The organism is Actinoplanes sp. NPDC049598, assembly GCF_040675435.1.
Taxonomy (GTDB): Bacteria; Actinomycetota; Actinomycetes; order Mycobacteriales; family Micromonosporaceae; genus Actinoplanes.
Genome location: NZ_JBFAOX010000001.1, coordinates 42,001 through 66,699, shown reverse-complemented (window position 1 = coordinate 66,699; position 24,699 = coordinate 42,001). Strand labels below are relative to the sequence as shown.

Here is a 24,699-nt window from a genome sequence, read left to right as displayed (position 1 = left end):
GGGCAGAGGCGGCGGAGGCGGCGGAGGCCGGGGACCCCGGGGCAGAGGCGGCGGAGGCGGCGGAGGCCGGGGACCCCGGGGCAGAGGCGGCGGAGGCGGCGGAGGCCGGGGACCCCGGGGCAGAGGCGGCGGAGGCCGTAGCCGGGGATCCCGGGGCGGAGGCGGCCGTGGCCGGAGATGCCGGGGCGGAGGCCGGGATGGCCGGGGACCCTGGGCCGGCGATGGAGGCGGGGCTGGCCGGGGACGCCGGAGTCGCCGCGGGCGTGTGGCTGGGCCAAGTGGCGGAGCCGGCCACGTCGATCACCTCGCCGGCCACCAGGAGATGCGACGAGGTGGCGCCGGTCTGGGCATGGAGGGTGGCGAAGAGCTGCCGCAGCAGCAAAGCGGGATCGTGAATGCCGCTCAGCTCGGCCAGCGACGCGCGCAGGGTCTCGGCGAAGGCCTGCTGCCGGCGCGCGGTCTGCACGGCCAGGTGCAGCTGGGCCGAGCGGGCCGTCTCCAGGGACACGGCCAGGTGGCTGCTGACCGCCGTCAGCACTTCGATGTCGTCGGTGGTGAAGACGCCGCGGGCCATCCGGCTGTCCATGTAGATGACGCCCAGGGTGGTGCCCTTGAAGCGGACCGGCACGACCAGGATGCTGCGCAGGCCGTGCTCGACCGCGCTCTGCGAGCCCAGCGCCGCGCCCTGTTCGGTGCCGCTGGTCACCAGGGGGACGCCGTCGCCGGCGACCTGGCGGACCAGGGTCGAGGCGTACGGCGAGGTGACGTCCCCGGCGTACAGCATGGGTTCGCCGCGGTCGTCGAGCAGGAAGAACAGCGCCCGTTCGGCCCCGAGGATGCGCAGCAGCTCGTCGAGGGTGACGCGGGCCAGCTCGACCGGGTCGAGGATGTTGGCCGCGGCCGCCGCCACCTGCTGCAGGACCTCGAGGCGGCGGCCGCCGGCGCGGTGGTCGACGGCGGTCACCCGGGCCGTGCCGCCGCGTTCCACGCCGAACTCGGCCCGGGCCTGCCGGCGTCGTTGTTCCCAGCCGTAAAGGGTGGCCAGGTTGAGCGCGATCCGGGCCTGCCGCTCGGCCTCGTTGGCCTGGCCGAGGGCACGGAACGCGCGGGCCCGGAAGCGGGCCACCTCGAAGTGGACCAGCGGCGCGTCGGCCGTGCGGGCCACCCGTTCGGCCTTGTCGCTCCACTCGACCGCCTTGACGTGGTCGCCGTCGAAGACGGCCAGGGCCGCCTCGCCGATGAGGTAGCTCGATTCGAGGATCGGGGAGAACTTCCGGACCCGGCGCAGGTCGGCCACCGCGGCCCGGGCCGCCGCCATCCGGGCCGGCCGTTCCGCCGGTGGGGCGAGCCGCAGCTGGGCCATCCGCCCGTGCGACTGGAAGGCGTAGATCAGTTTGTGCTGGGTCATCAGTTCGCGGTCGCGCAGCCCGAGCGCCTTGAACTCGGCGATCAGCGTGTCGAAGGACGGCCCGAACTCGCCCTCCTCGACGGCCGCGCAGGCCGCCGCGACCAGGATGTTGGCCCGCTGCACGGGGGCGTACCGGCTGAGGTCGCCAAACGCGACCAGCGCCGACGCGGCCTCCCCGGGGCGACCCTCCATGGCCGGGATCATCACGCCGAGCATGCTGAACGACGCCCCGCGGGCGGTCGCCGGGTCGGCCAGCACGGCCAGGCCCCGTTCGTACTCGTCCCGCGCCTGCTGCACGTATCCCCGCAGCATCAGCCGCAGGCCGAGCGTGGCGTGCCCGGGCAGCAGCTGGGCCGGCCCGTACCACCGCCGGTTCTCGGCGATCGTCGCCAGCCAGGCGCTGCCGTCGTCGCGCGCGCTGAACAGCAGCCCGCAGCCGCGCATCCATTCCACATAGGCCACCAGCGCCGGGTCGTTGAGCTCGGCGGCGACCCGGGCCGCCCGGTCGAGACAGCGGGCGGCCGTCCCGGTCAGCCGGACCACGTACGCGACGTAGCCGATCAGCGAGTAGACGCGCACGTACTCCGGGCAGGGCCCGAGCCGGTTCACCGCATACATCGCCCGCATGGCCAGCATCGCCGCCTCCCGCAGGCGCAGCCCGATCCCGGCGGCGAAACCGCCGGCGTCCAGGGTCGCGGCGAGCAGGGCGAGTTCCTCGCGCCGGCGCCCGCTGGCGGTGCCACGGCCCCAGCCGGTACGCCGGACCAGCCCGCCGGCGAGAGCGATGGCGAGCGTCGGGGCCACGCGCGGCAGCGGCCGCCCGAGTTCGGCCAGCGCCCGCCCGGCGGCGTCGAGGGCCTTGTCGTCGGCCCACACGGTGTGGTGCAGCTCGACCTCGGTGATGAGCAGGCGGACCCGGGCGTCCCGGTCGGTCTCGGCGCGCAGAGCCCGGTCGATGGTCGCCCCGGCCTCGGTGAGGCGGGCGGCCCGCAGGTAGGCCACGGCCAGCGGGTGCAGGGCCTTCGGGTTGCCGTCGGCCGCGTATTCGAGGTAGTCGACCGCCTCGGCCGCGCTCTGGTCGTCGAGCGCGCGCAGCCCGGCTACGAGGGCGCAGGCCCGCCGCTCCTCCACCGGGACGAGGTCACCGGCCGCGCGGCGGTGCCGGGCCAGCGCGTACACGTGGTCGTTGTCCCGCAGGTGCTCGGGCAGGTTTTCGAGCTTCTCGGCCAGGGCGGCGTGCAGCTCGGCCCGGGGCTGGTCGCCGCGCAGCTCCTCCCGCAGCAGCGGGTGCATGAAGCTGTACCAGCCGCCGGTCTCCACCTGCAGGATGCGCCGCTCGACGGCCGAGGCGACCGCGGCCACCACCCGGTCGGGTTCGCCCGGCAGCGCCTCGGTCCGGAAGCGGGGCCCGGCCAGCGCGGCCACGACCAGCACCTCACGGTCGGCGGCGGGCAGGCCGTCGAGCCGGGCGGCGAGCAGCGCGCGTACGTCGTCGGCGGCCGGCAGCGCCGCCGCCCCGGCCTCGTCCAGGCTCCACACGCCCCACATCGGGCTCAGCAGACCGGCGTCGATCAACTGCCAGAGGTACGCGACGACGGCCAGCGGCGAGCCTCCCGTGCGATCGGCGACGTGCCGGGTGAGCTGTTCGGTGACCGCCGCGCCGGGCAGCCGGGTGGCCACCAGCTCGTCGACCGCCGCCCGGGGCAGCGGCGAGCAGGTGAGCACGAGGTCGGCCTCGGTGAACTTGCGGTCGAGCTCGGTCAGCACCACCAGCAGCGGCAGCGAGGCCAGCTCGGGGGTGAGCCGGGCGAGCACCTCCCGGGTGCCCGGGTCGAGCCACTGCGCGTCGTCGAGCAGCAGCATCAGCCCGCCCGCGCGCCGGGCCAGCTCGCCCAGGAACGCCACCACGGCCGCGATGCCGGCGTCCTCGCCCCCGCCGGTGTCGCCGAGCAGCTCGGCCAGCCGCGGCGAGAGCCGGGACAGCAGGCCCGCTCCGGAGGCGGCCGCGGCGGCCCGCACGTGCTCCTCGGCGGTGGCCCGCTCCGGGCCCGGCAGCCGGCGCAGCGCTTGCAGATAGCCGTCGACGGCCGCGCGCAGGGCGGCCAGTGGCGTCGCCGTGTCGCGTTGCCCGGCCGCCCGCAGCACGGGGAAGCCGGCGGCCGGGATGGTGGCCTCGTCGGCCAGCCGGCTGCGGCCCGAGCCGGCGGCGCCGCGGATCAGCGCCACGCCCCCGTGCCCGGCCCGCGCCCGCTGCCAGCGGGTGGCCAGGGCCTGCCGCTCGTCCTCGCGTCCGCACAGCGGCCAGCGGTCGGCCGCGGGTTGCTCGGCCGCCGTCCCGCCGGGGCAGGCCCGCAGGTCGGCCAGGAGCGCGGCCGCGTCCGGATAGCGGTCGTCGGGGTCCTTGGCCAGCAGCCGGGTCACCACGGCGGCCAGCACGGGCGGGACGCCGTGGGTGGCGGCCAGGTCGGGCACCGGGGCCACCAGGTGCATCCGCAGCAGCTCGCCGACGTCGCCCGCCTCGAACGGCAGGCGCCCGGTCAGGCACTCGAAGAGCACGATGCCGAGCGAGTAGAGGTCGGAGCGGCCGTCGACCGGCCGTTTGAGCATGCCCGACTGCTCGGGTGAGGCGTAGAGGAAGGTGCCGACGGCGCGGTCCTCCGGCTCGTCCTCCCGCCCGAGCTGGGCCAGGCCGAAGTCGATGAGCCGGGCCGGCGAGCCCGGAGCCATGATGATGTTGCCGGGCTTGACGTCGCGGTGCACCAGGCCGACCCGGTGGGCGGCGGCCAGGCCGCGGGCGAGCTGGGCGGCGATCTCGACCGTGCGCTCCGGGCCGAGCGGGCCGGCGGCGAGCTGATCGGCCAGCGGGCCGCCCGGGATGTACTCCAGCACCAGGGCCGGCACGCCGTCGAGGAGGCCGGCCGCGTGCACGCGGGTCACCGCGGGGTCGTCGATGCAGGCGAGCAGGGCGGCCTCGCGCCGGAAGGCGGCGAGCATGCCGGGCTCGTGGCGGGCCGGGCGCTTGAGCGCGTACGCCTCACCGCCCCGCACCGCCCGGTGGACCGTGGTGGACGCGCCCCGGCCGAGCTCGTCTCGCACCTCGAAGCCGGAGAAGTCGACCGCGCTGTTCACTAGGTTCTCATCGGCCCCGGTCGGCGCGACTTGATGAAAACCACCCGCTCAGGCTTTTCCCCTCCCGGCCGAAGGGACGATCGTGACGTTCGTACGCAGGTTGCGGTTGCGGTCCCGGCTGGCCGCCTGTTTCGCGGTGGTCCTGGTGCTGCTCGGTGTGGTCGTCGGGATCGGTGTGGTGGCGCTGCACCGGCAGTCCGAGTCGGCCGGGAAGATGCGCGAGCTGCAGCAGCTGATGCACCGCGTGGACGAGCAGAAGTTCCTCAACGGCGACATCTCGGGCTGGCAGATCGCCTACGCCTGGGACGTCTACCGGCTCGGCCACACGACCGCCGTCAAGGCGACGACCGACAACCGGGCCGGCTTCCTGGCCGACAAGAAGCTCGTCGAGGCGGCGCTGGCCGGCATGCCGACCGGCTCGATGACCGACGGCGAGAAGGCCACCTTCGCCGAGATCACCGACCAGTGGGAGCAGTACTGGGCTGCCGACGACAAGGTGGTGGCCGCGTTCGCCAAGAACGACGTCGAGGCCGGCAACGCCGTCATCCTGGGCGCCGGGTACGACATCTACTACAAGATCGTCCAGCTCACCGACACCCTGGTGGCCTCGGTGACGGCGCGGGCCGAGAAGACCGCCTCCGACGCGCAGAACTCGACCGGCGACGCCCGTACCACCATGATCCTGGGCTTCGTCCTGGCCGCGATCGCGGCCGTGCTGCTGGTCCTGATGGTCACCCGGAGCGTGACGGCCCCGCTCGGGCGGGTGGTGGGCGCGCTGCACGCGCTGGCCCAGGGCAACCTGGCCGTACGCGTCGACGACCGCACGGCCGACGAGGCGGGCGACATGGCCCGCGCCGCGGACGCCGCCGCCGAGGGCCTGCGGCAGACGGTCACCACGATCAGCGGCGACGCGCGCGAGTTGGCGGCCGCGGCCGACACGCTCTACCGGGTCAGCAACCAGATCGACAGCTCGGTGCAGAGCGCCTACGAGCAGGCCGACATGGTGGCCGGGACGGCCGGCGGGGTCAGCGGCAACGTGCAGACGGTGGCCGCCGGCGCCGAGCAGATGGGCGCCTCCATCTCCGAGATCTCCCGCAACGCGGCCGACGCGGCCGGGGTGGCCTCGTCCGCGGTGAGCGCGGCCCGCGACACCAGCGCCACCATCAACCGGCTGGGCGACTCGTCGGCCGAGATCGGCAGCGTGATCGGCACCATCCAGGCCATCGCCGCCCAGACCAACCTGCTCGCGCTGAACGCCACCATCGAGGCGGCCCGGGCCGGCGAGCTGGGCAAGGGTTTCGCCGTGGTCGCCTCCGAGGTGAAGGACCTCGCCCAGGAGACGGCCCGGGCCACCGAGGAGATCTCGCAACGCGTCACCGCGATCCAGGCCGAGACCGGTGACGCGGTGGCCGCCATCGACGGCATCAGCCAGATCATCCAGCAGATCAGCGACTACCAGACCACGATCGCCTCGGCCGTCGAGGAGCAGAGCGCCACCACGGCCGAGATGAACCGCGGCGTCAACGAGGCCGCCGAGGGCGCCAACGACATCGCCCGCGGCATCTCCGGCGTCGCCCAGAGCACCGCCACCTCCCGCGACGCCGTGGCCGAGGCCACCTCCGCCGCCGGCACGGTCAACACCCTGGCCGAACGGTTGCGGTCGGCGGTCGACCGCTTCACCGTCTGACCCAGCTGTACGCGCCGTCGCGCCGCCACTCGCCTCGCCGCGCCACCCCCTCCTCGGGGCCCCGCGGCCGCTCGGCCGGGCCGGCGGCCGAACCCGCGCGAGCCGAACAGCCAATGCCTATAGTGCAGATAGGAATGCTATGCTCTCGCGGTCCCCGACCCGGAGTGAGGCATCGTGACGACCCTGACCGAGCGGGCGGCCGAGCTGCTCGTCGCCGCCCACGCCTTCGATCCGGCCACGCCGGGCTTCGTGGGGGCCGCGCTGGAGCTGCCCGTGGCAGCGGCGCCTTCTCACCGGGTGCCGCTGCGCCACGGTTTCCTCGACGGCCGCTCGGCCCGGGTCGTCGTCGTCAGCGGGCCGCCCTCCCCCGGCCTGCCGACGGCGATCGAGCGGATGACCGAGGACCTGGCCGCCATGCCGACGGCCGGCTTGGCATGGCCCGCGTCCGCCATCCTTCGCCGGCCGGCCGCTGGACCGGCGCGGCTGGGAGCCGACGATGAACCAGCCGGCGCGGGCTCACCGGCGTGCGCGGGCTCGGGCACCGGGGGCGTACGGGTCGCGCTGGAGGCTGGGCTCGACGGCGGCGGGCCGCTCGGGCTCTCCGCCCGGTGGCAGCTGGCCCACACGCTCGCCCCGGTGCTGGCCGCGGCGTTCGCCAACTCGCCGCTGCTCGGCGGGGAGCCCAGTGGGTGGCGCAGCGTGCGCCAGGCCCGGCACCGCGACCGGCCGGTGCTTCCCGCGGGCCCGGACCCCCGGCGGGCCTGGGCCTCGTCGGTTCTCGACTCACCCGGGCGCGACGGGCGCACGTTCCGGGAGCGAGCCCGCTCCGCAGAGCGGCCACGTCGGGCCGATGCCGAGCCGCGCCTGGCTGATGCCGAGCGGCCGCGCCTCACGGACCTGGCCGAGCACGTCGAGTCGCTGCGGCCGCCGGTCGCCGCGCGGGGGCACCTGGAGATCGACGTGGCCGACCGGCAGCCCGGCTCCGGGTGGCGGGTCGTCGTCGCGGTGACCAGCGTGCTGCTGGACGACCCGAGGGCCGCCGCGGCCGCCGCGAAGGCGACCGCGGGACTCGCCGCCGAGCCCGGGCTCTGGGAGCGGGCCGCGCGCGACGCCCTCAGCGACCCGGTTCTGGCCGCCGCCGCCCGGGAGGTCTTCGTCGAGGCGTACGCCGCCCTGGCCCGGCACGGGGTCGACCGTGACCTGCGGGACGAGGTCGCCGAGTTCACCGAGCGCTACGTGATGCGCGGGCGGTGCCCGGCCGACGACGTGCTAGGCGCCCACGTAATCGGCTAGGTGCTGCCCGGTCAGCGTGGCCCGGCCCTTGACCAGCTCGGCCGGGGTGCCCTCGAAGACGATCCGGCCGCCGTCGTGGCCGGCCCCGGGGCCCAGGTCGATGATCCAGTCGGCGTGGGCCATCACGGCCTGGTGGTGCTCGACCACGATGACCGACTTGCCGCTGTCGACCAGCCGGTCGAGCAGGCCCAGCAGCTGCTCGACGTCGGCCAGGTGCAGGCCGGTGGTGGGCTCGTCGAGGATGTAGACGTCGCCCTTGTCGCCCATGTGGGTGGCCAGCTTGAGGCGCTGCCGTTCACCGCCGGAGAGCGTCGTCAGCGGCTGGCCCAGGCTGAGATAGCCCAGCCCGACGTCGACCAGCCGTTCGAGAATCTTGTGGGCGGCCGGGATCTTCGCGTCGCCCTCGGCGAAGAACCGCTCGGCCTCGCCGACCGACATGGCGAGCACCTCGCTGATGTCGCGCCCGCCGAGCTTGTAGTCGAGCACCGACGCCTCGAACCGCTTGCCCTCGCACACCTCGCACGGCGTGGCGACGGTGTCCATCACGCCCAGGTCGGTGTAGACGACGCCGTTGCCCTTGCAGTTGGGGCAGGCGCCCTCGGAGTTGGCGCTGAACAGCGCCGGCTTGACGCCGTTGGCCTTGGCGAAGGCTTTGCGGATCGGTTCCAGCAGGCCGGTGTACGTGGCCGGGTTGCTCCGCCGGGAGCCGCGGATGGCGCCCTGGTCGATCGAGACGACGCCGTCGAGCGGTGAGACCGACCCGTGGATCAGCGAGCTCTTGCCCGAGCCGGCCACCCCGGTGACCACCACGAGCACGCCGAGCGGGATGTCCACGTCGACGTTCTGCAGGTTGTGCAGGCCGGCCCCGCGGACCTCGAGGGCGTCCTCGGCGACCCGGACCGACTCCTTGAGCGTCGAGCGGTCGTCGAGGTGCCGGCCGGTGAGCGTGCCCGACTTGCGCAGGCCGGCCACCGTGCCCTCGTAGACGATCTCGCCGCCGGCCGAGCCCGCGCCCGGCCCGAGGTCGACCACGTGGTCGGCGATGGTGATGGTCTCGGGCTTGTGCTCGACCACCAGCACCGTGTTGCCCTTGTCGCGCAGTTGCAGCAGCAGCTCGTTCATCCGCTGGATGTCGTGCGGGTGCAGGCCGATCGTGGGCTCGTCGAAGACGTACGTCACGTCGGTCAGGCTGGAGCCGAGGTGCCGGATCATCTTGGTGCGCTGGGCCTCGCCGCCGGAGAGCGTGCCCGACGGGCGCTCCAGCGACAGGTAACCGAGGCCGATGCCGACGAACGAGTCGAGCGTGTGGCTCAGCTTCTCCAGCAGCGGCGCGACCGAGGGCTCCTTGAGGCCGCGCACCCACGCGGCCAGGTCGCTGATCTGCATGGCGCAGGCGTCGGCGATGCTGACGCCGTTGATCTTCGAGGAGCGGGCCGCCTCGCTCAGCCGCGAGCCGCCGCACTCGGGGCAGGTGGTGAAGGTGACCGCCCGCTCGACGAAGGCGCGGATGTGCGGCTGGAGCGCGTCGACGTCCTTGGACAGGAACGATTTCTGGATGTTGGGGATCAGACCCGCGTACGTCAGGTTGATGCCCTCGATCTTGACCTTGGTCGGCTCCTTGTGGAGGAGGTCGGCCAGCTCCTTCTTGGTGTACTTCTTGATCGGCTTGTCCGGGTCGAAGTAGCCGACGCCGCGGAAGATGCGGCCGAACCAGCCCTCCATGCTGTAACCCGGGATGGTGATGGCGCCCTCGTTGAGCGACTTGTCCTCGTCGTAGAGCGCGGTCAAGTCGATGTCGTTGACCGCGCCGCGGCCCTCGCAGCGCGGGCACATGCCACCCGTGATGCTGAAGGTGCGCCGCTCCTTGACCGTCTGGCCACCCTTTTCGAAGGTGACGGCGCCGCCGCCCGAGATCGAGGCGACGTTGAAGGAGAAGGCCTGCGGCGAGCCCACGTACGGCCGGCCGAGCCGGCTGAACAGGATGCGCAGCATGGCGTTGGCGTCGGTGGCCGTGCCGACCGTGGACCGCGGGTCGGCCCCGAGCCGCTCCTGGTCGACGATGATGGCGGTGGTCAGGCCGTCGAGCACGTCGACGTCGGGCCGGGCCTGGGTCGGCATGAAACCCTGGATGAAGGCGCTGTAGGTCTCGTTGATCAGCCGGCGCGACTCGGCGGCGATGGTGCCGAACACCAGCGAGCTCTTGCCCGAGCCGGAGACGCCGGTGAACACGGTGAGGCGGCGCTTGGGCAGCTCGACGCTGACGTCCTTGAGATTGTTGGCGCGGGCGCCGGTCACCCGGATCAGGTCATGACTGTCGGCCGCGTGGCTCGCGGGGCTCATCTCGTCTCCAACTCCATGGTGGTCACGGTATTGGCGGCCGGGGGCTCCGCGCTTCTCTCATCCTGATCAGGTGCGTTCGCCGGTGATGTACTCGGCGAGGCTGCTGCGCTCCGTCTCGAGCTCGTCGATCCGGAACTTCACCACGTCGCCGATGCTGACAACGCCGTGCAAGGCGCCGTCCTCGATCACCGGCACGTGCCGGAAACGCCGCTCGGTCATCAACCGCGCCACGTCGACCAGCGCGGCCGTTCGGGTGACCGAGCGTACCTGTGTGGTCGCGATCGACGCCACCGGCTCGCTGAGGATCGCGGCGCCCCGCGCGGCCAGGGCCCGGACGACGTCGCGCTCGCTCACGATGCCCTCGACCGGGCCGCCCTCGCGGGCCACGATCACGGCGCCGATCTTGTGTTCGGCGAGGACGGTGAGCAGCCGGGTCACCTCCGCCTCGGGCGGCACGGTCACCACACGATCGCCCTTGACTCGCAGAATGTCGCTGATTCGCATCGTCGTCTCCCCTTGATCACGTCGTCGTTGTCGCTGGGGTCAATGCCTAGATGCCGTCATTCACGACGTGATGTCAAGGCCCTAGGATGGCGGCGACTGTGATCGCCGGCGGAAGGCGCGAGCATGAAGGTTCCGGCGGAGATCGCCTCCAGCAAGCAGATCAGCCTGATCACCTTCAAGAAGGACGGCACTCCGGTGGCGACACCGGTGTGGCACGTCCCGCAGGGCGACACCCTGACGACCGTGTCGCTCGCGGACGCCTGGAAGGTCAAGCGGATCCGTAACAACCCCCGCGTCGAGGTCACCCCGTGCGATATCCGCGGCAAGGTCGCCCCGGGCGCCCGGACGGTCCCCGGCACGGCGGTCCTGCTGCCGCCGTCCGAGACCGACCGCGCCCGCCGTCTCATGGAGACCCGCTACCTCTCGGCCCGCATCGGCGGCTTCTTCGCCCGGGCGTTCCGCATCAAGCGCCCACCGGCCGTGGGCATCGTCGTCACCTTCTGACCGCCGCGGGGTCAGCGCGACGCGTACGTCATGGTGGTGTCGTGGCGTTGCCAGGTGCCCTTGCCCTGGCGCTTGGCGGCGTACATGGCCAGGTCGGCCTCGCGCAGCAGCGAGGTGACGCCGGAGGCCGGGGTGGCCCCGGCGACGCCGATGCTGGCGGCGGCGGTCACCGCAACGCCGTCGATCTCAGCCGGGATCGTGAGGGCGTCGAGGATCCGGTTCGCGGTGGCCTCGGCTTCGGCGGCCGTGCAGTCGGGCAGCAGCACCGCGAACTCGTCGCCGCCGAGACGGGCGGCCAGGTCGCCGGAGCGGATGGCGGTGCGCAGCTTGTCGGCCACGGCCAGCAGGAGGGCGTCGCCGGCGGCGTGACCCATGGTGTCGTTGACGTTCTTGAAGCCGTCCAGGTCGACCAGCAGCACCGACAGGGTGGGTGCGGCCGGCAGCGCGGCGGCCAGCTGCTCGTGGAAGTGGGTGCGGTTGGCCAGGCCGGTCAGGCCGTCGAAGTGGGCCTGGCGGTGCAGCCGGCTCTGATGCTCGCGGAGCTGGTCGATGAGCTCGACGTTGTCGTGGAAGGCGACCAGCTGGCGCACGGCGACCAGCCCGCAGATCAGGGCCAGTCCGGTGACCACGCCCCACAGGCGGGCCTCGATACCGCTCGAAAGGGCGAAGACCAGGGCCCCGAAGGCCACGACCATGGCGGCGTACGGCAGGAGGCTGTACGGCTTCTTGCGGCGCTCACCGAAGGCGGACCGGTCGGCGTCGGCCAGGATCTCCTGGATACGCGGGCCGGCGGCGATGAGCAGGCTGGGCAGGAAGCGGATCAGATAGACCACGGCCGGGGCGCCGGTGTCGCTCTCCGGAGACAGGAACATGCCGGCGCTCATCACCGCGGCCGAGCCGACCATGGGGATCGCCGCCCATTTGTGCATGGGGGCGTTGCCGCTGAGGATCATCTTGACCGCGGAGAACGCGGCCGTGATGCAGACGCCGGTCGCGGCCAGGACGGCCACCACGTCGGGGCTGGTGTACTCGCCGGGCGCGGCCAGCACACACCAGCCGACCACGCCGCCGGCGACCAGGACGGTGGCCGAGTCGAGCCAGAACCCGACCCGTTCGCGGCCGGTGCGGCCGGGCTGCGGGTGCAGGAGCATCGCGGCCACGACGGCGGTCAGCCCGAGGCCGAAGCAGATCGTCTGGACCGTGCCGCCGGTGCTCGACCACTGTCCCGGCATCCAGGTCGAGACGGCCTGCCAGGTGTCGCCGACGACGAACAGCACGCCGACGGCCGCCAGGACCCGCCAGAAGCGCCGGATCGGGCCGGTGGCCAGCCGGGCCACCCGCCACGAGCAGAGCGCCAGCCCCAGGTCGAGCGGCGGCTGGAACGCCCAGAACGCCCGCACCTGCCACGAAGTCTGCCCGTGGAGCACGAGGAAGACGACGAACGCGAGGATCGTCCAGCCGAGGAAAACCCGCAGCAGAGGGTCGCGACGAATCACGTGCAGCCCTCTCCCGCCGGCCGGACGCCGCACTCCGCGGCATGGTTGTCCGATCGGTCCCGCGCCCGGCCGCTTGAGGAATCCCGCCGGGCCCGGCCGTCACAAAGCGAAGCCCGGCGTCACCCAGGCGGCGCCGGACGGCCCGCGGCTCGCCCGGCCAGCAGGCCGCCGACACCGGGGATCACGGCCAGCAGACGCGGCCGCAGGCGGGGTGTGGCGGCCAGCGTGGCCCCGATGACCAGGAGATAGGAGCAGCCGTGGAGCGGGCCGAGCAGCTGGGTGACCGGCCGGGCGTGCACGGTGAGCAGGTTGAGCAGCATGAGCACGAGCGAGGCCAGCTCGACCCGGGCGGCGACGCGCAGCAGCACGGTCAGGCCCCCGTCGTCGAGCCGGGGCGGACGATCATCAGGACCACGACGATCGCCCACAGCAGGTTGAAGACGCCGGAGACCATGCCGAGCCGGGCCGGCCGGGCCGGAGTGCCGGCCACCGCGGCCGCCTGGGCGGGCAGGATCGCGAAGCCCAGCACGGCCGCGGCGACGGCGGTGAGCGCGATCGACACCAGCAGCCAGGCGTCGCCGAGCACGCCGAGCGAGCTGGCCGTGGCGAGGCCGAAGACCGGCACGGCCAGGCCGAGCACGGCGTAGACGCGGCAGATCCGGTGCAGGGTCGCGAGTTGCGGGCGGTCGCCGCGCCGCAGCGCCGCCGGGAACATGCTGGCCGCCACGGTCACCGGCCCGATGGCGACGATGGCGGCCAGCACGTGGAGCGAGAGCAGGAGCTTTGTCACGATCACCGACCGTATGAGCGGGCGGTCCGGGCAACCAGTGGCAGAAACGCCACACCGCAACGGATAATCGCCAACCATGCACCAGGTCGCGGTTCTCGCCCTCGACGACGTCATCCCGTTCGACCTCGCCACCCCGCTCGAGGTCTTCTCCCGGGTCCGGCTCCCCGGCGGGCCGGCGCCTTATGCCGTACGGGTGTGTGCGCCCACGCCGCAGGTCAGCGCCGGGCTGTTCACCGTCACCGCGCCGTACGGGCTGGAGCTGCTGGACACCGCGGACACGATCATCGTCCCGGGGGTGGCCGACCCGTCACGACCCGTACGGCCGGAGATCCTGACCGCGCTGCGAACGGCCGCGAGCCGCGGCACCCGCCTGGCCTCCATCTGCGCCGGCGCGTTCGTCCTGGCCGCGACCGGCCTGCTGGACGGGCGGCGGGCCACCACCCACTGGGCCGGCACCGACGCCTTCCGGGCCATGTTCCCCGCCGTCGGGCTCGACCCGGGCGTGCTCTACGTCGACGCGGGCCAGTTCCTGACCTCGGCCGGGGCCGCCGCCGGCCTCGATCTCTGCCTGCACCTGGTGCGCCGCGATTTCGGGTCGGCGGTGGCGGCCGACGCGGCCCGGCTGTCGGTGATGCCGCTGGAGCGTGAGGGCGGCCAGGCCCAGTTCATCGTGCCGGAGCGGCCGCCGGCGCCGCGCGGGTCGGCCCTGGAGCCGCTGCTGCTGTGGCTCGAGGAGGACGCCCCGGCCGATCTGACGCTGGACGACATCGCGGCCAAGGCGGGGATGAGCGCGCGGACGCTGAACCGCCGCTTCCGGGAGCACACCGGGACGACGCCGCTGCAATGGCTGCACCGCGCGCGGATCCGCCGGGCCCAGCATCTGCTGGAGACGACCGCGCGGCCGGTGGACCGGATCGGCGCCGAGGTCGGTTTCGGCTCGCCGACGGCGTTCCGTGACCGCTTCAAGCGGGTCGTGGGGACGAGCCCGCAGAGTTACCGGCGGGCCTTCAGGAGTCGGTAGCCTCGGCGAACGCCTCGCCGGCGATCTCGATGCGCACCGTCTTGCCGACCAGGAAACCGCCGGTCTCCAGGGCCACGTTCCAGACCAGGCCGAAGTCCTCGCGCTCGAACTGGGCGGTCGCGCTGAATCCGAAGATGTCCCGGCCGTACGGGTCGCGGCGGGCCCCGCCGTACTCGACCTGCAGGTCGACCGGCCGGGTCACGTCGCGGATGGTGAGCAGCCCGTTGACCACGAACTTGCCGCTGCTCCTGGCCGCGGCCGGCAGCGGGGCCGAGTTCGGCCGCCGGGTCAGCGGGTTGCTGCGCAGCCGGGCCCACATGAAGATGGCGTCGTTGTTCTCCTGCCACTGCACGCCGGTGCTGCGGTACTCGAGCGTCGGGAAGTTCTCCACGTCGAGGAAGTCGGGGCTGGACAGGTGCTTGTCCCGGTCGGCGTTGTGGGTGGTGATGCTGGCCGCCTCGATGGTGGCCGAGACCGACGAGCGCATCGGGTCCTCGGCGATCACGATCGTGGCCGCGCCGCGGGCGAACTCGCCGCGAATGGGGCTGACCATCATATGCTGGGCCAGGAAGCCGAGCCGTTTGTGAGCGTCGTCGAGCACATAAACGCCCGGGTCGGGAATGGTCAGGCCGTTCCATTCGCGGATCGGTCGGTCGACCATGCTTCGCTTCACCCCTCGGCCAGTCGGAATCCCTTCGATCTTAGGACGTTCGATTTTGAATTACCTGTGAGTAAGCAGCTCAGTGGCCCGGGACACTGTCGATAAAGGTGGCGTTGGTCCCTTTTGGGAATGGCGGCGGTCACAATTGCCGCGCCTTTGTAGCGCAGGGTTCCAACGACCGAAACAAAGAGTCAACAGTGACAAGCGCCACTACTGGAAACTCTTGCCGGTCAGCTCGATGGAGTGAATGCGGTCGGCCTGATCCGACGCGTGGTGGGCCAGGATCAGCTCGTCCGCGCCGACCGAGGTGGCGAACGCGCGCAGCTGGTCGGCCACCTCCTCGGCCGTGCCGGTGGCGGTGTAGCGGGTCATCGCGGCCAGCGAGGCGCCGTTGGGCGAGGCCAGGAAGGCGTCGATCTCGGCGTCGGTGAAGTTGGCCCCGCGGGCGCCCCGGGTCAGCATCGAGCGGGTCCGGGCCCGGTAGGCGACCGCCTTCTGCTGCTCGGCCGTCTCGCGGTCGTCGGCCGCGAAGACGTTCATGCCGGCGATCACGTACGGGGCGTCGAGCTGGGCCGACGGGCGGAACTTCTCGCGGTAGACGGTCACCGCGGTGTGCAGCGCGTCCGGGGCGAAGTGCGACGCGAACGCGTACGGCAGGCCGAGCTGAGCCGCCAGGTTGGCCCCGAACAGCGACGAGCCGAGGATGTAGAGCGGCACGACCTCGTCCGCCCGCGGCACCGCCTGCACGCCGGGCACCCGCGAGTGGCCGGTCAGGTAGCCCTGCAGCTCCAGCACGTCCTCCGGGAAGGAGTCGGCCGAGTTGTGGTCGCGGCGCAGCGCGAGCATCGTGTTCTGGTCGCTGCCGGGGGCCCGGCCCAGGCCGAGGTCGATCCGGCCCGGGAACAGGGTGCCCAGGGTGCCGAACTGCTCGGCGATGACCAGCGGCGAGTGGTTGGGCAGCATGATGCCGCCGGCCCCGAGCCGGATGGTCGACGTGTGCGCGGCCACGTAGCCGATCACCACGCTCGTGGCCGACGAGGCGATGGTCGGCATGTTGTGGTGCTCGGCGTACCAGACCCGGCGGTAGCCGCTGCCCTCCGCGGCGCGGGCGAGCTCGACGCTCGCCTCGAAGCTGTCCCGCGCGGTCTGACCGGCGGAGATGGGCGCGAGGTCGAGCAGCGACAGCGCTGGCGCCATGGTGGGGTTCCTCCCGAAAAGTAGATTCATTCTTGAAGCTACTCTTCGGCTTTTACCACGGCACTGTGCCCGCGGTCACCCTTGGCGGCGCCGGTACGCGTCGAGCAGGAACCACTCGTCCTCGTGGTGCACCTGACGCTCCAGGCCGGGGCGGGCGCCCAGCGCGGCGTGCACCTGGAAGCCGTCGTAGTTGCCGCCCTCGGCCCGGTTGCTGAAGTGCACCGAGACGAGGTCGCCGCCCGGCTCCAGCCGCTCGATGAGCCCGTCGAGCACCAGCTCGAGGTCCTCGGCGGACAGGTAGTAGAGCAGGTCGCCGATGACGATCAGGTCGAACGTGCCCTCGGGCAGCTCGGCCGGCAGGCCGGCCCGCTCGTAGCGCACGTGGGGCAGGTCAGCCAGGGCCTCCTTGGCCGCGGTAACGGCCTCCGGCACCGAGTCGACCGCGAGCACCTCGTCGCAGCGCTCGGCCAGCATCCGGGTCAGCAGCCCGATCGACGCCCCGGGCTCGTAGCAGCGCCGGTACCGCTCGCGGGGCAGGCTGGCCATCGTCACCGCGTACTTGCGCCGGTCGTGCCATTTGGTCGCCAGGTCCCAGGGGTCGTCCTTCACCAGGTACATGTTGGTGAAGTGGTCGACCGAGACCGAGGCCGTCGGGGGTTGCGCGTCATCCAGAGCTCGTGCCACGCCCTGAATTGTGCAGTATCCCCCTCTCCACGACGCCGAGCACCGTGTCGCAGAGCTTCCCGATCACCGCCAGCAGGATGATGGCGAGCAGCATGATGTCGGTGCGCCCGGTGTTCTGGCTGTCGATCAGCAGGAAGCCCAGGCCCATGGACGAGGCGATCAGCTCGGCCGCGACCAGGAAGAGCCAGCCCTGGGCCAGGCCCAGCCGCAGCCCGCTCAGGATCGCCGGGGTCGCGGCCGGGAAGAGCACCGAGCCGAGAAGACCGAGACCCCGGCGGCCGTACGCCCGTCCGACCTCCACCAGGTGCGGATCGATGTGCGCCAGGGCGGCCGAGACCGTGGTGTAGACGGGGAAGAACGCGCCGATCGCGACCAGCACGATCTTCGGGGTCTCCCCGATGCCGAGCCAGAGCAGCAGCAGCGGCACCCAGGCCAGCGACGGCACGGCCCGGACGGCCTGGATGGTCGGGGTGAGGGCGTCGCTCGCGGTCCGGGACAGGCCGACCAGGCCGCCCAGCGCGAGCCCGAGCGCCGAGCCGATCACGAAGCCGATGACGACGCGCTGGGTGCTGATCGCGATGTGATGCCAGAGCTCGCCGCGGCCCACCAGCTCCCGCAGCGCCGACACCACCTCGGCCGGCGGCGGCAGCTGGGCCGCCGAGTACACACCGGACGCCGCCGCCCACTGCCATCCCGCGAGCAACAACAGCGGCACCACGGCCCCGAGCGCGACCCGGCGCGTCTTCCCCGCCGCCGGCGGTTTACGAGCAGCGACCTTCGGGACGGCCAGTGTCACGAAGCGCTCCGCGCGGTGGCGAACTTCGGCTCGAAGAGCGCATCGATCGCCTCCCGGGCCGACGCCTCGCTCTTGACGTTGGCGTCGGCCACCAGCACGGGCAGGATCTTCTCGAAGACCGCCTTCTGCGCCGCGCCGGGCACCGGGTCGATGTCGAGCCTGGTCCGCTCGGTCAGCACCAGCTCGGCCACCTGGGGCGAGATCTTCGCCTCGCGGGCGTAGAGCGTGACCGCCTCGTCCGGGTTGTCAACGATCCATTTGCGCGCCCGCTCATAGGCGTTCACTACCGACTGCGCGAGCTCCGGCTGCGCGGCCAGGAACTTCTCGGTCGCGTTGAGGACACCGTACGAGTTGAAGTCGATGTTCCGGAAGATCAGTTTGGAGCCCTGGTCGAGCTGGGTCTGCGCCATGATCGGGTCGAGGCCGGACCAGGCGTCGACGTCGCCCCGCTCGAGCGCCGTCCGCCCGTCGGCGTGCTGCAGGTTGACCACGGTGACGTCGCTCGGCTTGAGGCCGGCCTTCTCCAGCGACTGCAACAGGAAGAAGTACGGGTCGGTGCCCTTGGTGGCCGCGATCTTCTTGCCCTTGAGCTGGGCCACGTCGGTCACCGCGGACCCCTTGGGCACCACGATGGCCGCCCACTCGGGCTGGCTGAACACGTCGATCGTCTTGATCGGCGACCCGTTGGCCCGGGCCACCAGGGCCGCCGCCCCGGCCGTGGACCCGACGTCGATCGCGTCGCCGCGCAGCGCCTCGTTGGCCTTGTTGCTGCCGGCCGAGAGCTGCCACATGACCGTGACGCCCTTGTCCTTCAGCTCCGTCTCCAGCCACTTCTGGTCCCGCAGCACCAGGCTCGCCGGGTTGTAGTACGCGTAGTCGAGCCGCAGTGTCGTCCCCTGCCCGCCGCCTTCGCTCTTGCTGTCGCCGCCCGCCGCGTCCTCACCGTCGACGCATCCGGCCAGCAGCACCATCACAGCCACCGCGGCGATCGCCGCGCGCATCTTGCGCATGTCAGTCAGTCCTTCTTGGCAGATGTACCGGGGGGGAATCGCTCACAAACGCACAGGCGCGTGCACGCCGAGCTCACCCAGCAGCGCCACGCGCAACGCCGCCAGCTCGGCATCACCGCGGTCCCGGGGCCGCCCGCCCGGCACGTCGCGAACGAGCCGCACGGTCGCCGCGGCGCCGTTCTCGGGCGCGCCGAGCAGGACGATCCGGTCGGCGAGATGCAGGGCCTCGTCGACGTCGTGGGTGACCAGCAGGACCGTGGTGCCGGCCTCGCGCTGCACGTCGGCCAGCAGGTCCTGCATCTTCAGCCGGGTCAGCGCGTCGAGGGCGGCGAACGGCTCGTCCAGCAGCAGCACTCCGGGGCGGCGGGCCAGGGCTCGGGCCAGGGCGGCGCGCTGGGCCATGCCGCCCGAGACCTGCCGGGGGCGGTGCCGGGCGAACGCGGACAGCCCGACCACGTCCAGCCAGTGCGCGACCTCCCGCCGCGCCGGCTCACCGGTCACGCCGCGCGGCAGCCCGAACGCCACGTTCCGCTCGATGGTGCGCCAGGGCAGCAGCCGCGGCTCCTGGAACACCACCGCACAGCGCGGTTCTATCCCGCTGACGGCCCGCTCCCCCACCCGTACCGCGCCTGCGCCGGGCTGATCCAGCCCGCCGGCCAGCCGCAGCAGCGTCGACTTCCCGCAGCCGGACGGCCCGAGCAGGGCCACGATCTCTCCGGCGCCGACCTCAAGGGACACATCGGACAGGACGGCCCGCCGCCGTCCGTTGGTCGTGAATGACTTGCCGACCCCGGCGAACGCGAGCGGAACCGCGCTCACGGCTCAAGACATGTCGATGCGTCCATGGCCGGGAGCTTACCCACTATTCCTACTTGTTCAATAGAGAGGGTGCTACTTCTCGGTAAGATCGGTCAGCGGCGTCGGCTGGCTGATGTTGGCCGGCGCGTTCCACTTCTGCAGCTCCGACGTGTTGCACACGGACACCTTGACCTTGCTGGTGCCGTCGCTGTGGAAGTCGTTGGCCACCCCGCTGTTCTGGTCCGTCGGCTGCAGGCAGTAGCCCTTGAAGTCCTTGATCCGGTAGCTGGTGCCGTAGTCGCCGGTGTCGTGGTAGACGGTCCACTGCAGGTTGGCCTGCGCCTGGAGCGCCGTGTTGGAGCACGTCACCACGGTCACCCAGGACGTCGCGGTGACGACACCGGGCGACTTGAGGCAGTAGTTGTTGGCCGCGTTGCCGTTCTTGCTGTTGCTCGTGGCGTTCGTGTTGTTGACGATGATCGGCCCGGTCGCGGTGATGGCCGGGGTGACCGGTGTCGGGTGCACCCACTGCTGGTTGAAGTCGACGACGCCGCCCGGGTCCTGCTTGCAGAACCAGGCGATCATGTAAGTCGCGCTCATCGACTTGCTCGTCACGTCCAGGCACCGGCTGAACTGGGCGTAGTTGACCAGCTGGTTGGTGTTGTCCCCGGCCATGCCGGCGCCGACCCCGGTGGCCGAGCGCCACACGGTCTTGGTGGCGCTGGTGGTGCAGGTGTTGAGGGTGACGCTGCGGTCGGCAGTCGAGCCCGGGGTCGTGACGTTGACGCAGGAGCCGCTCTCGGCCTTGCTCGTGGTGCTCGTCGAGTGGAACTGCGAGCTGCCGTCGAGGCTCCACTGGAAGGTCGTGGTCCGCACGGTCGGGCACGGCATGAAGTAGAGCGGGCTCTTGGCCGCGTGGCTCGCGGCCGCGGTCAGGCACATGCCCGACTCGGCCCCGGACGACTCCGAGTTGATCAGCTTGAGGTAAAGGTCCGCCGTGTAGCCGAACTGCTGCCGGCTGCTGCCGTCGCACGGGGCCATGACGATCGCCTGATTGGCCGTCGGGGTCTTGCTCGTCCCGGAGTCCATGCACTGGTTGCCCAGGCTGGAGCTGGAGATCCGGATCTGCCCGCCCGGGATGTTGGTGTTGCTGGTCGAGAAGACGTACGTGGCGGTCATGGTCCGCTCGGCCGACCCGGCGAACCCGGTCGAGGTGACCTTCGCGGTGGTGGGCACGTCGGTGACCGGGCAGGCGATGTCGGCGCCGTCCTGATTCTGGTAGGTGAGGGTCACGCTGTACTTGAGCTGAGCGCCGGCGGCGCCCACCCCGGCGTCGCCGGTGAGCGTGCACGGCGGCAGGTTCTCCAGATAGCCGCTCTGAGTGTCGGGGTCGGAGGCCGCCCGGACGCGCGCCATCATCACGTCCATGCCCGACTGGGCCGCGCTCAGGGCGGAGTTGCGCTGATCGAGGGCCTGGGTGGTCCTGATCTGCCGGACCACGATCGGCGCCAGGACCGCCGACAGCGACAGCACGATGATCACGACGAGCATCGCCATCGGCAGCGAGCCCTCGTCCGCCCGGCGGAGCTGAGGCGCCCTCACGATCCCGGCCTCCCCTTGCCGCAGTCGTTGTCCGTCAGCTTGCCGTTCTCGGAGAAGACGTTGGCGCCGTTGGTGTTCTGGGCCGTGAACAGCACGTCGAACGGCAGGGTGGTCCGGCCCACCGAGCCGGTGAACTGGAGCCGGACCTGGCTGTGCGCGACCTGGTAGTCGGCGCCGACGCCGCTGGTGCCCGGGCTGGCCGAGGCGTAGGGCAGGGAGTTGGCCAGATACACGGTGAACGGCGGGGTCGAGCCGGTCAGGGCGAGGTCGGTGGCGATCGTCGTGGGTGTTCCCGGCGTGACGCCGGGCAGGGTCCAGCTCGCCAAAGTCAGCACACCGTTCCGGTAGACGAGCTGCCGGCAGCCGGCGGGCCGGGCGGGGCTGGCGGCCCGGGTGGAGGTGGCCGGGATGGCCGGAGTGCCCGGCACGGCGTACTCCAGGTACCACGCGCCGCCCACCTGCCCGGGCGTGGACAGCCAGTTGGCGTACCGCAGCTCCTTGTCGAGCCGGCGGAAACTGTTGCCCAGCTGATCACGGGCGTTGGCCAGGGTGTCGGTCCGGTTGACGTCGGAGTAGACCTCGGTCAGCCCGCCGAGGACGATGACCAGCACCACCGACATGATCCCCATGGCGACCATCAGCTCGATCAGGCTGTAGCCCCCGTCGTTGTGATCGTCTTTCATGTCACCGTCCAGACAAAGGTGAGCACGCTGGTGGCGGTCACGGTGGTGGCCGTCGCGGTCACCGTGGAGGCGCCGGCGGTGGTCGGCGTTCCCGAGATGACCCCGGTCAGCGCGTTGAAGCTGAGCCCGGCGGGCAGGCCGCTGATCGTCAGTACCGGGTTCAGGCCCAGCAGCCCGCCGTTGGTGGCCAGCGTCAGCGTCGCCGCCGTGCCCCGCACGGTCGTCTGGTCGGGCGCGGTGAGCGGCGGCGCCGTGAAGACCAGCGAGGTCGCGGTGTTCACGATCAGGACGAACTGCTGGCTCGCGGTTCCGCCCGTGCCACCGGTCGCGTCGGTGACGGTGATCGTCGGCAGGAACCGGCCCGAGACGCCGACCTTGTCGCTGATGGCACCGGTCTTGGAGTTGATGCTCACGCCGGCCGGCAGACCGGTGGCGCTGTACGTGTACTTGCCGCCGTCGCCGCCCGCGCCGGCCGCGGTCAGGGTCAGCTTGTCGTTCAGGTTGATCGTCTGATTGGCCACGGCGGTCAGCGTCAGCGTGGGGTAGACCACGTGGGTGTAGGTACTCGAGCCCGCGACGCCGTTCTGGTCGGTGGCGGTGATCGTGGCGACGTACGTGCCGGCCGTGGTCGCCGTGCCCGTGATCGCCCCGGTGGTGGCGTCGATGACGAGCCCCGGTGCGAGATTGGCGGCGGTGTAGACGTACGGCCCGACCCCGTTGGCCGCGGTCGCCTTGAGGCTGACCGCCTCGGTGATGTGGTTGACCGCGTTGGCGGGCGCGGTCACGGTGGTCGGCAGCACGACGGTGAAGGTGATCGGCTCGGTGTCGGTGCGGCTCAGCTTGTCGGTCACGGTGGTCGTGGTCACGATCGTGCCGGCCGTGGTCGGGGTCCCGCTGATCACCCCGGCCGGGGTCAGCGACAGGCCGGCCGGCAGCGCGCCGACCGTCCAGGTGTTGGGCAGCTGACCGCCGCGGGCCTCCAGCTGACCGCTGGCGACCAGCCCCTTGTAGAAGGTGAGCAGCGTGGTCATCACCGTGGGCGACGGCCGGTGCAGGTCGAAGTTCGGCTCCGGGGCCCGCGAGACCAGCGTCGACGCCACGTACTGGCAGGTGTTGACGGGGTTGCCCGCCCCACCCGGGCAGTAGTTGTCGGGCCAGCTGACCAGCACCACGGCCCGGAAGAACTGGAGGATCTTGGTCGTGTCGGCCGGCCGGCCGGTCGAGCCCGGATAGACGCAGTCGCCGCTGCTGACGGTCAGGTAGACCTCACACGCGCCGACGTAGACCATCCGGGTGTAGGTGGTCCCCTCCACGGTCGTCACCTGGGCCGCGGTGGAGAGCGGAGCGTCGGCCCCGTCGGTGGTCAGCACGGCGCTGTCCGCGTCGTGCCCCACCTGCATGGTGGCCAGGTACGGCTTGACGACGGCGGGCGCGGCCGCGAACTGGTCCTCGCCCGCCTTCTGGCCGTGCCCGGTCAGCAGCGAGCTGCCCTTGAGCCCGCGCACCTGCTCCATCGCCGTGTTGGCGATCTGGATGGCGCCCTGCCGGGTCTTCTGCCGGTTGACGTTCTGCAGGCTGTTGATGAAGAACGGGGTGCTGGCCAGCAGCGTGACGGAGAGAATGGCCAGCGCGACCAGGACCTCCACGAGGGAGAAGCCGTCGTCGTCGCTTCCCATATACCGACAATCGGCCGCAGACGGGCAGGGCTTAGCAGTCCGGGGCCCTGATATCGTCCTGCACCTGATCTCTTCGGGACGGGTGGGAGGGTTGTGCCGTGCGTGAGCAGGCCTTCCACGCCTTCTTCGAGGCCCACCACGTGGCCCTGTCCCGGCTGGCCTACCTGCTCTGCGGCGACGCCACGGCCGCCGACGACCTGGCGGCCGACGCGCTGACCGAGGTGTGGCGGCACTGGGACCGCGTCGCGGCGGCGGACGACCCCGCCGCGTACGCCAAGGGCATCGTGGCCAACCTGACGAAGAACTGGATCCGCAAGCAGGGGCGGGCCCGGCGAGGTCTCGACCTGCTCGGCTTCGCCCGGGTCAGCTCGGGGCCGGACGTCCCGGCGGTCCTGGACGTACGCAGCGCGCTGCGCCGGCTCCCGTACCGGCGCCGGGCCTGCGTCGTGCTGCGGTACGCCTTCGACCTGCCCGAGCAGGAGGTGGCGGCCATCCTCGGCATCTCGGTCGGCACGGTCAAGAGCCAGACCTCGCGCGGGGCCAAACAGCTGGCCGACCTGCTCCAGGAGCTGCGCCTGCCCGACCAGCTCGGCGGCTGGGAGGTGGCCCGGTGAACGACGACTTCCTCCGCTCCGAGCTGCAACGCGCCGCCGCCGATCACCACCCGGACCGTACGGCCATGCTCAACCGCATCGCCGCCGCTCCCCCGCCTCGCGCCCGCCGCACCCGCCTGGTCGGGGCCGCGGCCGCCGTCACCGCCGTCCTCGGCCTGGGCGGCGTCGCCCAGTGGGCCCTGGCCGGCGAGCACGGCCCCGCCCCCGTGACGCCCGCTGCCCCACCGGCAGCCACCACCACCCCGCCGGCCCGCCCTTCGCCCAGCAGTCCACCGCCCGCCTCGTCGGCGCCGCCTTCCTCCGCCGCCCCGGCATCCTCCGCCCCGGCATCCTCCGCCCCGGCATCCTCCGCCCCGGCATCCTCCGCGCCGGCGTCCGAGGTCCGTGGCCACCCCGGCGACACCCAGATCGAGAAGGGCACCCTCTGGTCCGACGGCTCGGTCGTCGCCGACGGCCGCAGCCAGGTCACCCTCAAGGCCACCACGGATCTCACCACCCTCGAGCTGACCCTGCGCGTCGAGCCCGCCAGCGGCCTGACCGCCGCCGGCATCCGGACCCCGGTCCCAGAGAAGATCAACGCCGACCTCACGCGCGACGGCAACGCCCTCCTCTACCGCTTCACCCTGGCCAAGGGCGAGACCCTCAAGGCCGGTACGTACGTCTTCACCGCCCGCTACAACGGCGAGATCAAGAACCGCGACGCCACCCAGGACACGTACGAGGCCTTCGCCGACACCACCGTCGACGACGAGAACAAACGCCTGCACATCTACGGCAACTACTTCCCCCGAGACTGATCCTCGCCT

The 24,699-nt window shown here is 72.2% G+C and carries 21 protein-coding genes; 6 read left to right on the top strand and 15 right to left on the bottom strand.

Annotated features, from left to right (window positions below; translation table 11 throughout):
- Window positions 1-4,537 (bottom strand): protein kinase (locus AB0J66_RS00340; protein ID WP_364654358.1); only part of this gene is annotated, 4,537 nt, incomplete at its 3' end.
- Window positions 4,538-4,619: 82 nt separating this feature from the next.
- Between AB0J66_RS00340 and AB0J66_RS00335 the strand changes: the two genes are divergently transcribed.
- Together AB0J66_RS00335 and AB0J66_RS00330 are read left to right on the top strand one after the other, a co-directional pair.
- Window positions 4,620-6,224 (top strand): methyl-accepting chemotaxis protein, encoded by a 1,605-nt coding sequence (locus AB0J66_RS00335; protein WP_364654356.1) that lies wholly within the window; start codon window positions 4,620-4,622, stop codon window positions 6,222-6,224.
- 174 nt (window positions 6,225-6,398) lie between these two features.
- Window positions 6,399-7,517, top strand: a complete 1,119-nt coding sequence (locus AB0J66_RS00330; protein ID WP_364654354.1) for a glutamate-cysteine ligase family protein — start codon at window positions 6,399-6,401, stop codon at window positions 7,515-7,517.
- Here AB0J66_RS00330 and AB0J66_RS00325 read toward each other — a convergent pair.
- Both AB0J66_RS00325 and AB0J66_RS00320 read right to left on the bottom strand, forming a co-directional pair.
- Entirely contained in the window at window positions 7,494-9,857 is a 2,364-nt protein-coding gene (locus AB0J66_RS00325) for an excinuclease ABC subunit UvrA (RefSeq protein ID WP_364654353.1), read from the bottom strand. The genes AB0J66_RS00330 and AB0J66_RS00325 overlap by 24 nt on opposite strands.
- Before the next feature lie 66 nt (window positions 9,858-9,923).
- Window positions 9,924-10,361: a CBS domain-containing protein gene (locus tag AB0J66_RS00320; RefSeq protein ID WP_364654352.1), complete on the bottom strand. Its 438-nt coding sequence runs from the start codon at window positions 10,359-10,361 to the stop codon at window positions 9,924-9,926.
- Between the two features lie 123 nt (window positions 10,362-10,484).
- On the opposite strand from AB0J66_RS00320, the gene AB0J66_RS00315 reads away from it, so the two are divergent.
- The gene (locus AB0J66_RS00315) at window positions 10,485-10,865 is read left to right on the top strand and encodes a PPOX class F420-dependent oxidoreductase (protein ID WP_364654350.1); all 381 of its coding nucleotides are present in this window, start codon (window positions 10,485-10,487) and stop codon (window positions 10,863-10,865) included.
- Between the two features lie 11 nt (window positions 10,866-10,876).
- Here the strand turns inward: AB0J66_RS00315 and AB0J66_RS00310 are convergent, their stop codons facing one another.
- From AB0J66_RS00310 to AB0J66_RS00300, 3 genes are all read right to left on the bottom strand, one after another.
- Complete coding sequence (locus AB0J66_RS00310; RefSeq protein ID WP_364654347.1) at window positions 10,877-12,361, bottom strand: GGDEF domain-containing protein; 1,485 nt, start codon at window positions 12,359-12,361, stop codon at window positions 10,877-10,879.
- Window positions 12,362-12,480: 119 nt separating this feature from the next.
- Window positions 12,481-12,681, bottom strand: coding sequence for a DUF3817 domain-containing protein (locus AB0J66_RS00305; protein ID WP_364656013.1), 201 nt, complete (start codon window positions 12,679-12,681; stop codon window positions 12,481-12,483).
- A gap of 50 nt (window positions 12,682-12,731) precedes the next feature.
- Window positions 12,732-13,151 carry a hypothetical protein gene (locus AB0J66_RS00300; RefSeq protein ID WP_364654345.1) on the bottom strand — a complete coding sequence of 140 codons (420 nt, stop codon included), beginning with the start codon at window positions 13,149-13,151 and terminating at the stop codon, window positions 12,732-12,734.
- A 76-nt stretch (window positions 13,152-13,227) separates the two neighbouring features.
- Here AB0J66_RS00300 and AB0J66_RS00295 point away from each other — a divergent pair, with 76 nt between their 5' ends.
- On the top strand, window positions 13,228-14,172 hold the full coding sequence (locus AB0J66_RS00295) for a helix-turn-helix domain-containing protein (protein WP_364654343.1): 945 nt from the start codon (window positions 13,228-13,230) through the stop codon (window positions 14,170-14,172).
- Here the strand turns inward: AB0J66_RS00295 and AB0J66_RS00290 are convergent.
- From AB0J66_RS00290 to AB0J66_RS00250, 9 genes are all read right to left on the bottom strand, one after another.
- On the bottom strand, window positions 14,159-14,833 hold the full coding sequence (locus tag AB0J66_RS00290) for a YceI family protein (RefSeq protein WP_364654341.1): 675 nt from the start codon (window positions 14,831-14,833) through the stop codon (window positions 14,159-14,161). The genes AB0J66_RS00295 and AB0J66_RS00290 overlap by 14 nt on opposite strands.
- Before the next feature lie 210 nt (window positions 14,834-15,043).
- Window positions 15,044-16,030: an LLM class flavin-dependent oxidoreductase gene (locus AB0J66_RS00285; RefSeq protein ID WP_364654340.1), complete on the bottom strand. Its 987-nt coding sequence runs from the start codon at window positions 16,028-16,030 to the stop codon at window positions 15,044-15,046.
- Between the two features lie 75 nt (window positions 16,031-16,105).
- Window positions 16,106-16,714, bottom strand: a complete 609-nt coding sequence (locus AB0J66_RS00280) for a class I SAM-dependent methyltransferase (RefSeq protein ID WP_364654338.1) — start codon at window positions 16,712-16,714, stop codon at window positions 16,106-16,108.
- Window positions 16,695-17,510: an ABC transporter permease gene (locus AB0J66_RS00275; RefSeq protein WP_364654337.1), complete on the bottom strand. Its 816-nt coding sequence runs from the start codon at window positions 17,508-17,510 to the stop codon at window positions 16,695-16,697. Before AB0J66_RS00275 ends, AB0J66_RS00280 begins: the two co-directional genes overlap by 20 nt.
- On the bottom strand, window positions 17,507-18,520 hold the full coding sequence (locus AB0J66_RS00270; RefSeq protein ID WP_364654335.1) for an aliphatic sulfonate ABC transporter substrate-binding protein: 1,014 nt from the start codon (window positions 18,518-18,520) through the stop codon (window positions 17,507-17,509). Before AB0J66_RS00270 ends, AB0J66_RS00275 begins: the two co-directional genes overlap by 4 nt.
- Before the next feature lie 42 nt (window positions 18,521-18,562).
- On the bottom strand, window positions 18,563-19,339 hold the full coding sequence (locus AB0J66_RS00265) for an ABC transporter ATP-binding protein (protein WP_364654333.1): 777 nt from the start codon (window positions 19,337-19,339) through the stop codon (window positions 18,563-18,565).
- A 72-nt stretch (window positions 19,340-19,411) separates the two neighbouring features.
- A complete protein-coding gene (locus tag AB0J66_RS00260; protein ID WP_364654331.1) occupies window positions 19,412-20,920 on the bottom strand; it encodes a ricin-type beta-trefoil lectin domain protein in 1,509 nt (502 codons plus the stop codon).
- Window positions 20,917-21,603 (bottom strand): prepilin-type N-terminal cleavage/methylation domain-containing protein, encoded by a 687-nt coding sequence (locus AB0J66_RS00255; RefSeq protein WP_364654330.1) that lies wholly within the window; start codon window positions 21,601-21,603, stop codon window positions 20,917-20,919. The genes AB0J66_RS00260 and AB0J66_RS00255 overlap by 4 nt, the downstream gene beginning before the upstream one ends.
- The gene (locus tag AB0J66_RS00250) at window positions 21,600-23,279 is read right to left on the bottom strand and encodes a type II secretion system protein (RefSeq protein ID WP_364654328.1); all 1,680 of its coding nucleotides are present in this window, start codon (window positions 23,277-23,279) and stop codon (window positions 21,600-21,602) included. The genes AB0J66_RS00255 and AB0J66_RS00250 overlap by 4 nt, the downstream gene beginning before the upstream one ends.
- 98 nt (window positions 23,280-23,377) lie before the next feature.
- Between AB0J66_RS00250 and AB0J66_RS00245 the strand changes: the two genes are divergently transcribed.
- Window positions 23,378-23,893, top strand: coding sequence for a SigE family RNA polymerase sigma factor (locus AB0J66_RS00245; protein WP_364654327.1), 516 nt, complete (start codon window positions 23,378-23,380; stop codon window positions 23,891-23,893).
- Window positions 23,890-24,690, top strand: a complete 801-nt coding sequence (locus AB0J66_RS00240; RefSeq protein ID WP_364654325.1) for a hypothetical protein — start codon at window positions 23,890-23,892, stop codon at window positions 24,688-24,690. The genes AB0J66_RS00245 and AB0J66_RS00240 overlap by 4 nt, the downstream gene beginning before the upstream one ends.
- The last annotated feature ends 9 nt before the right edge of the window (window positions 24,691-24,699 follow it).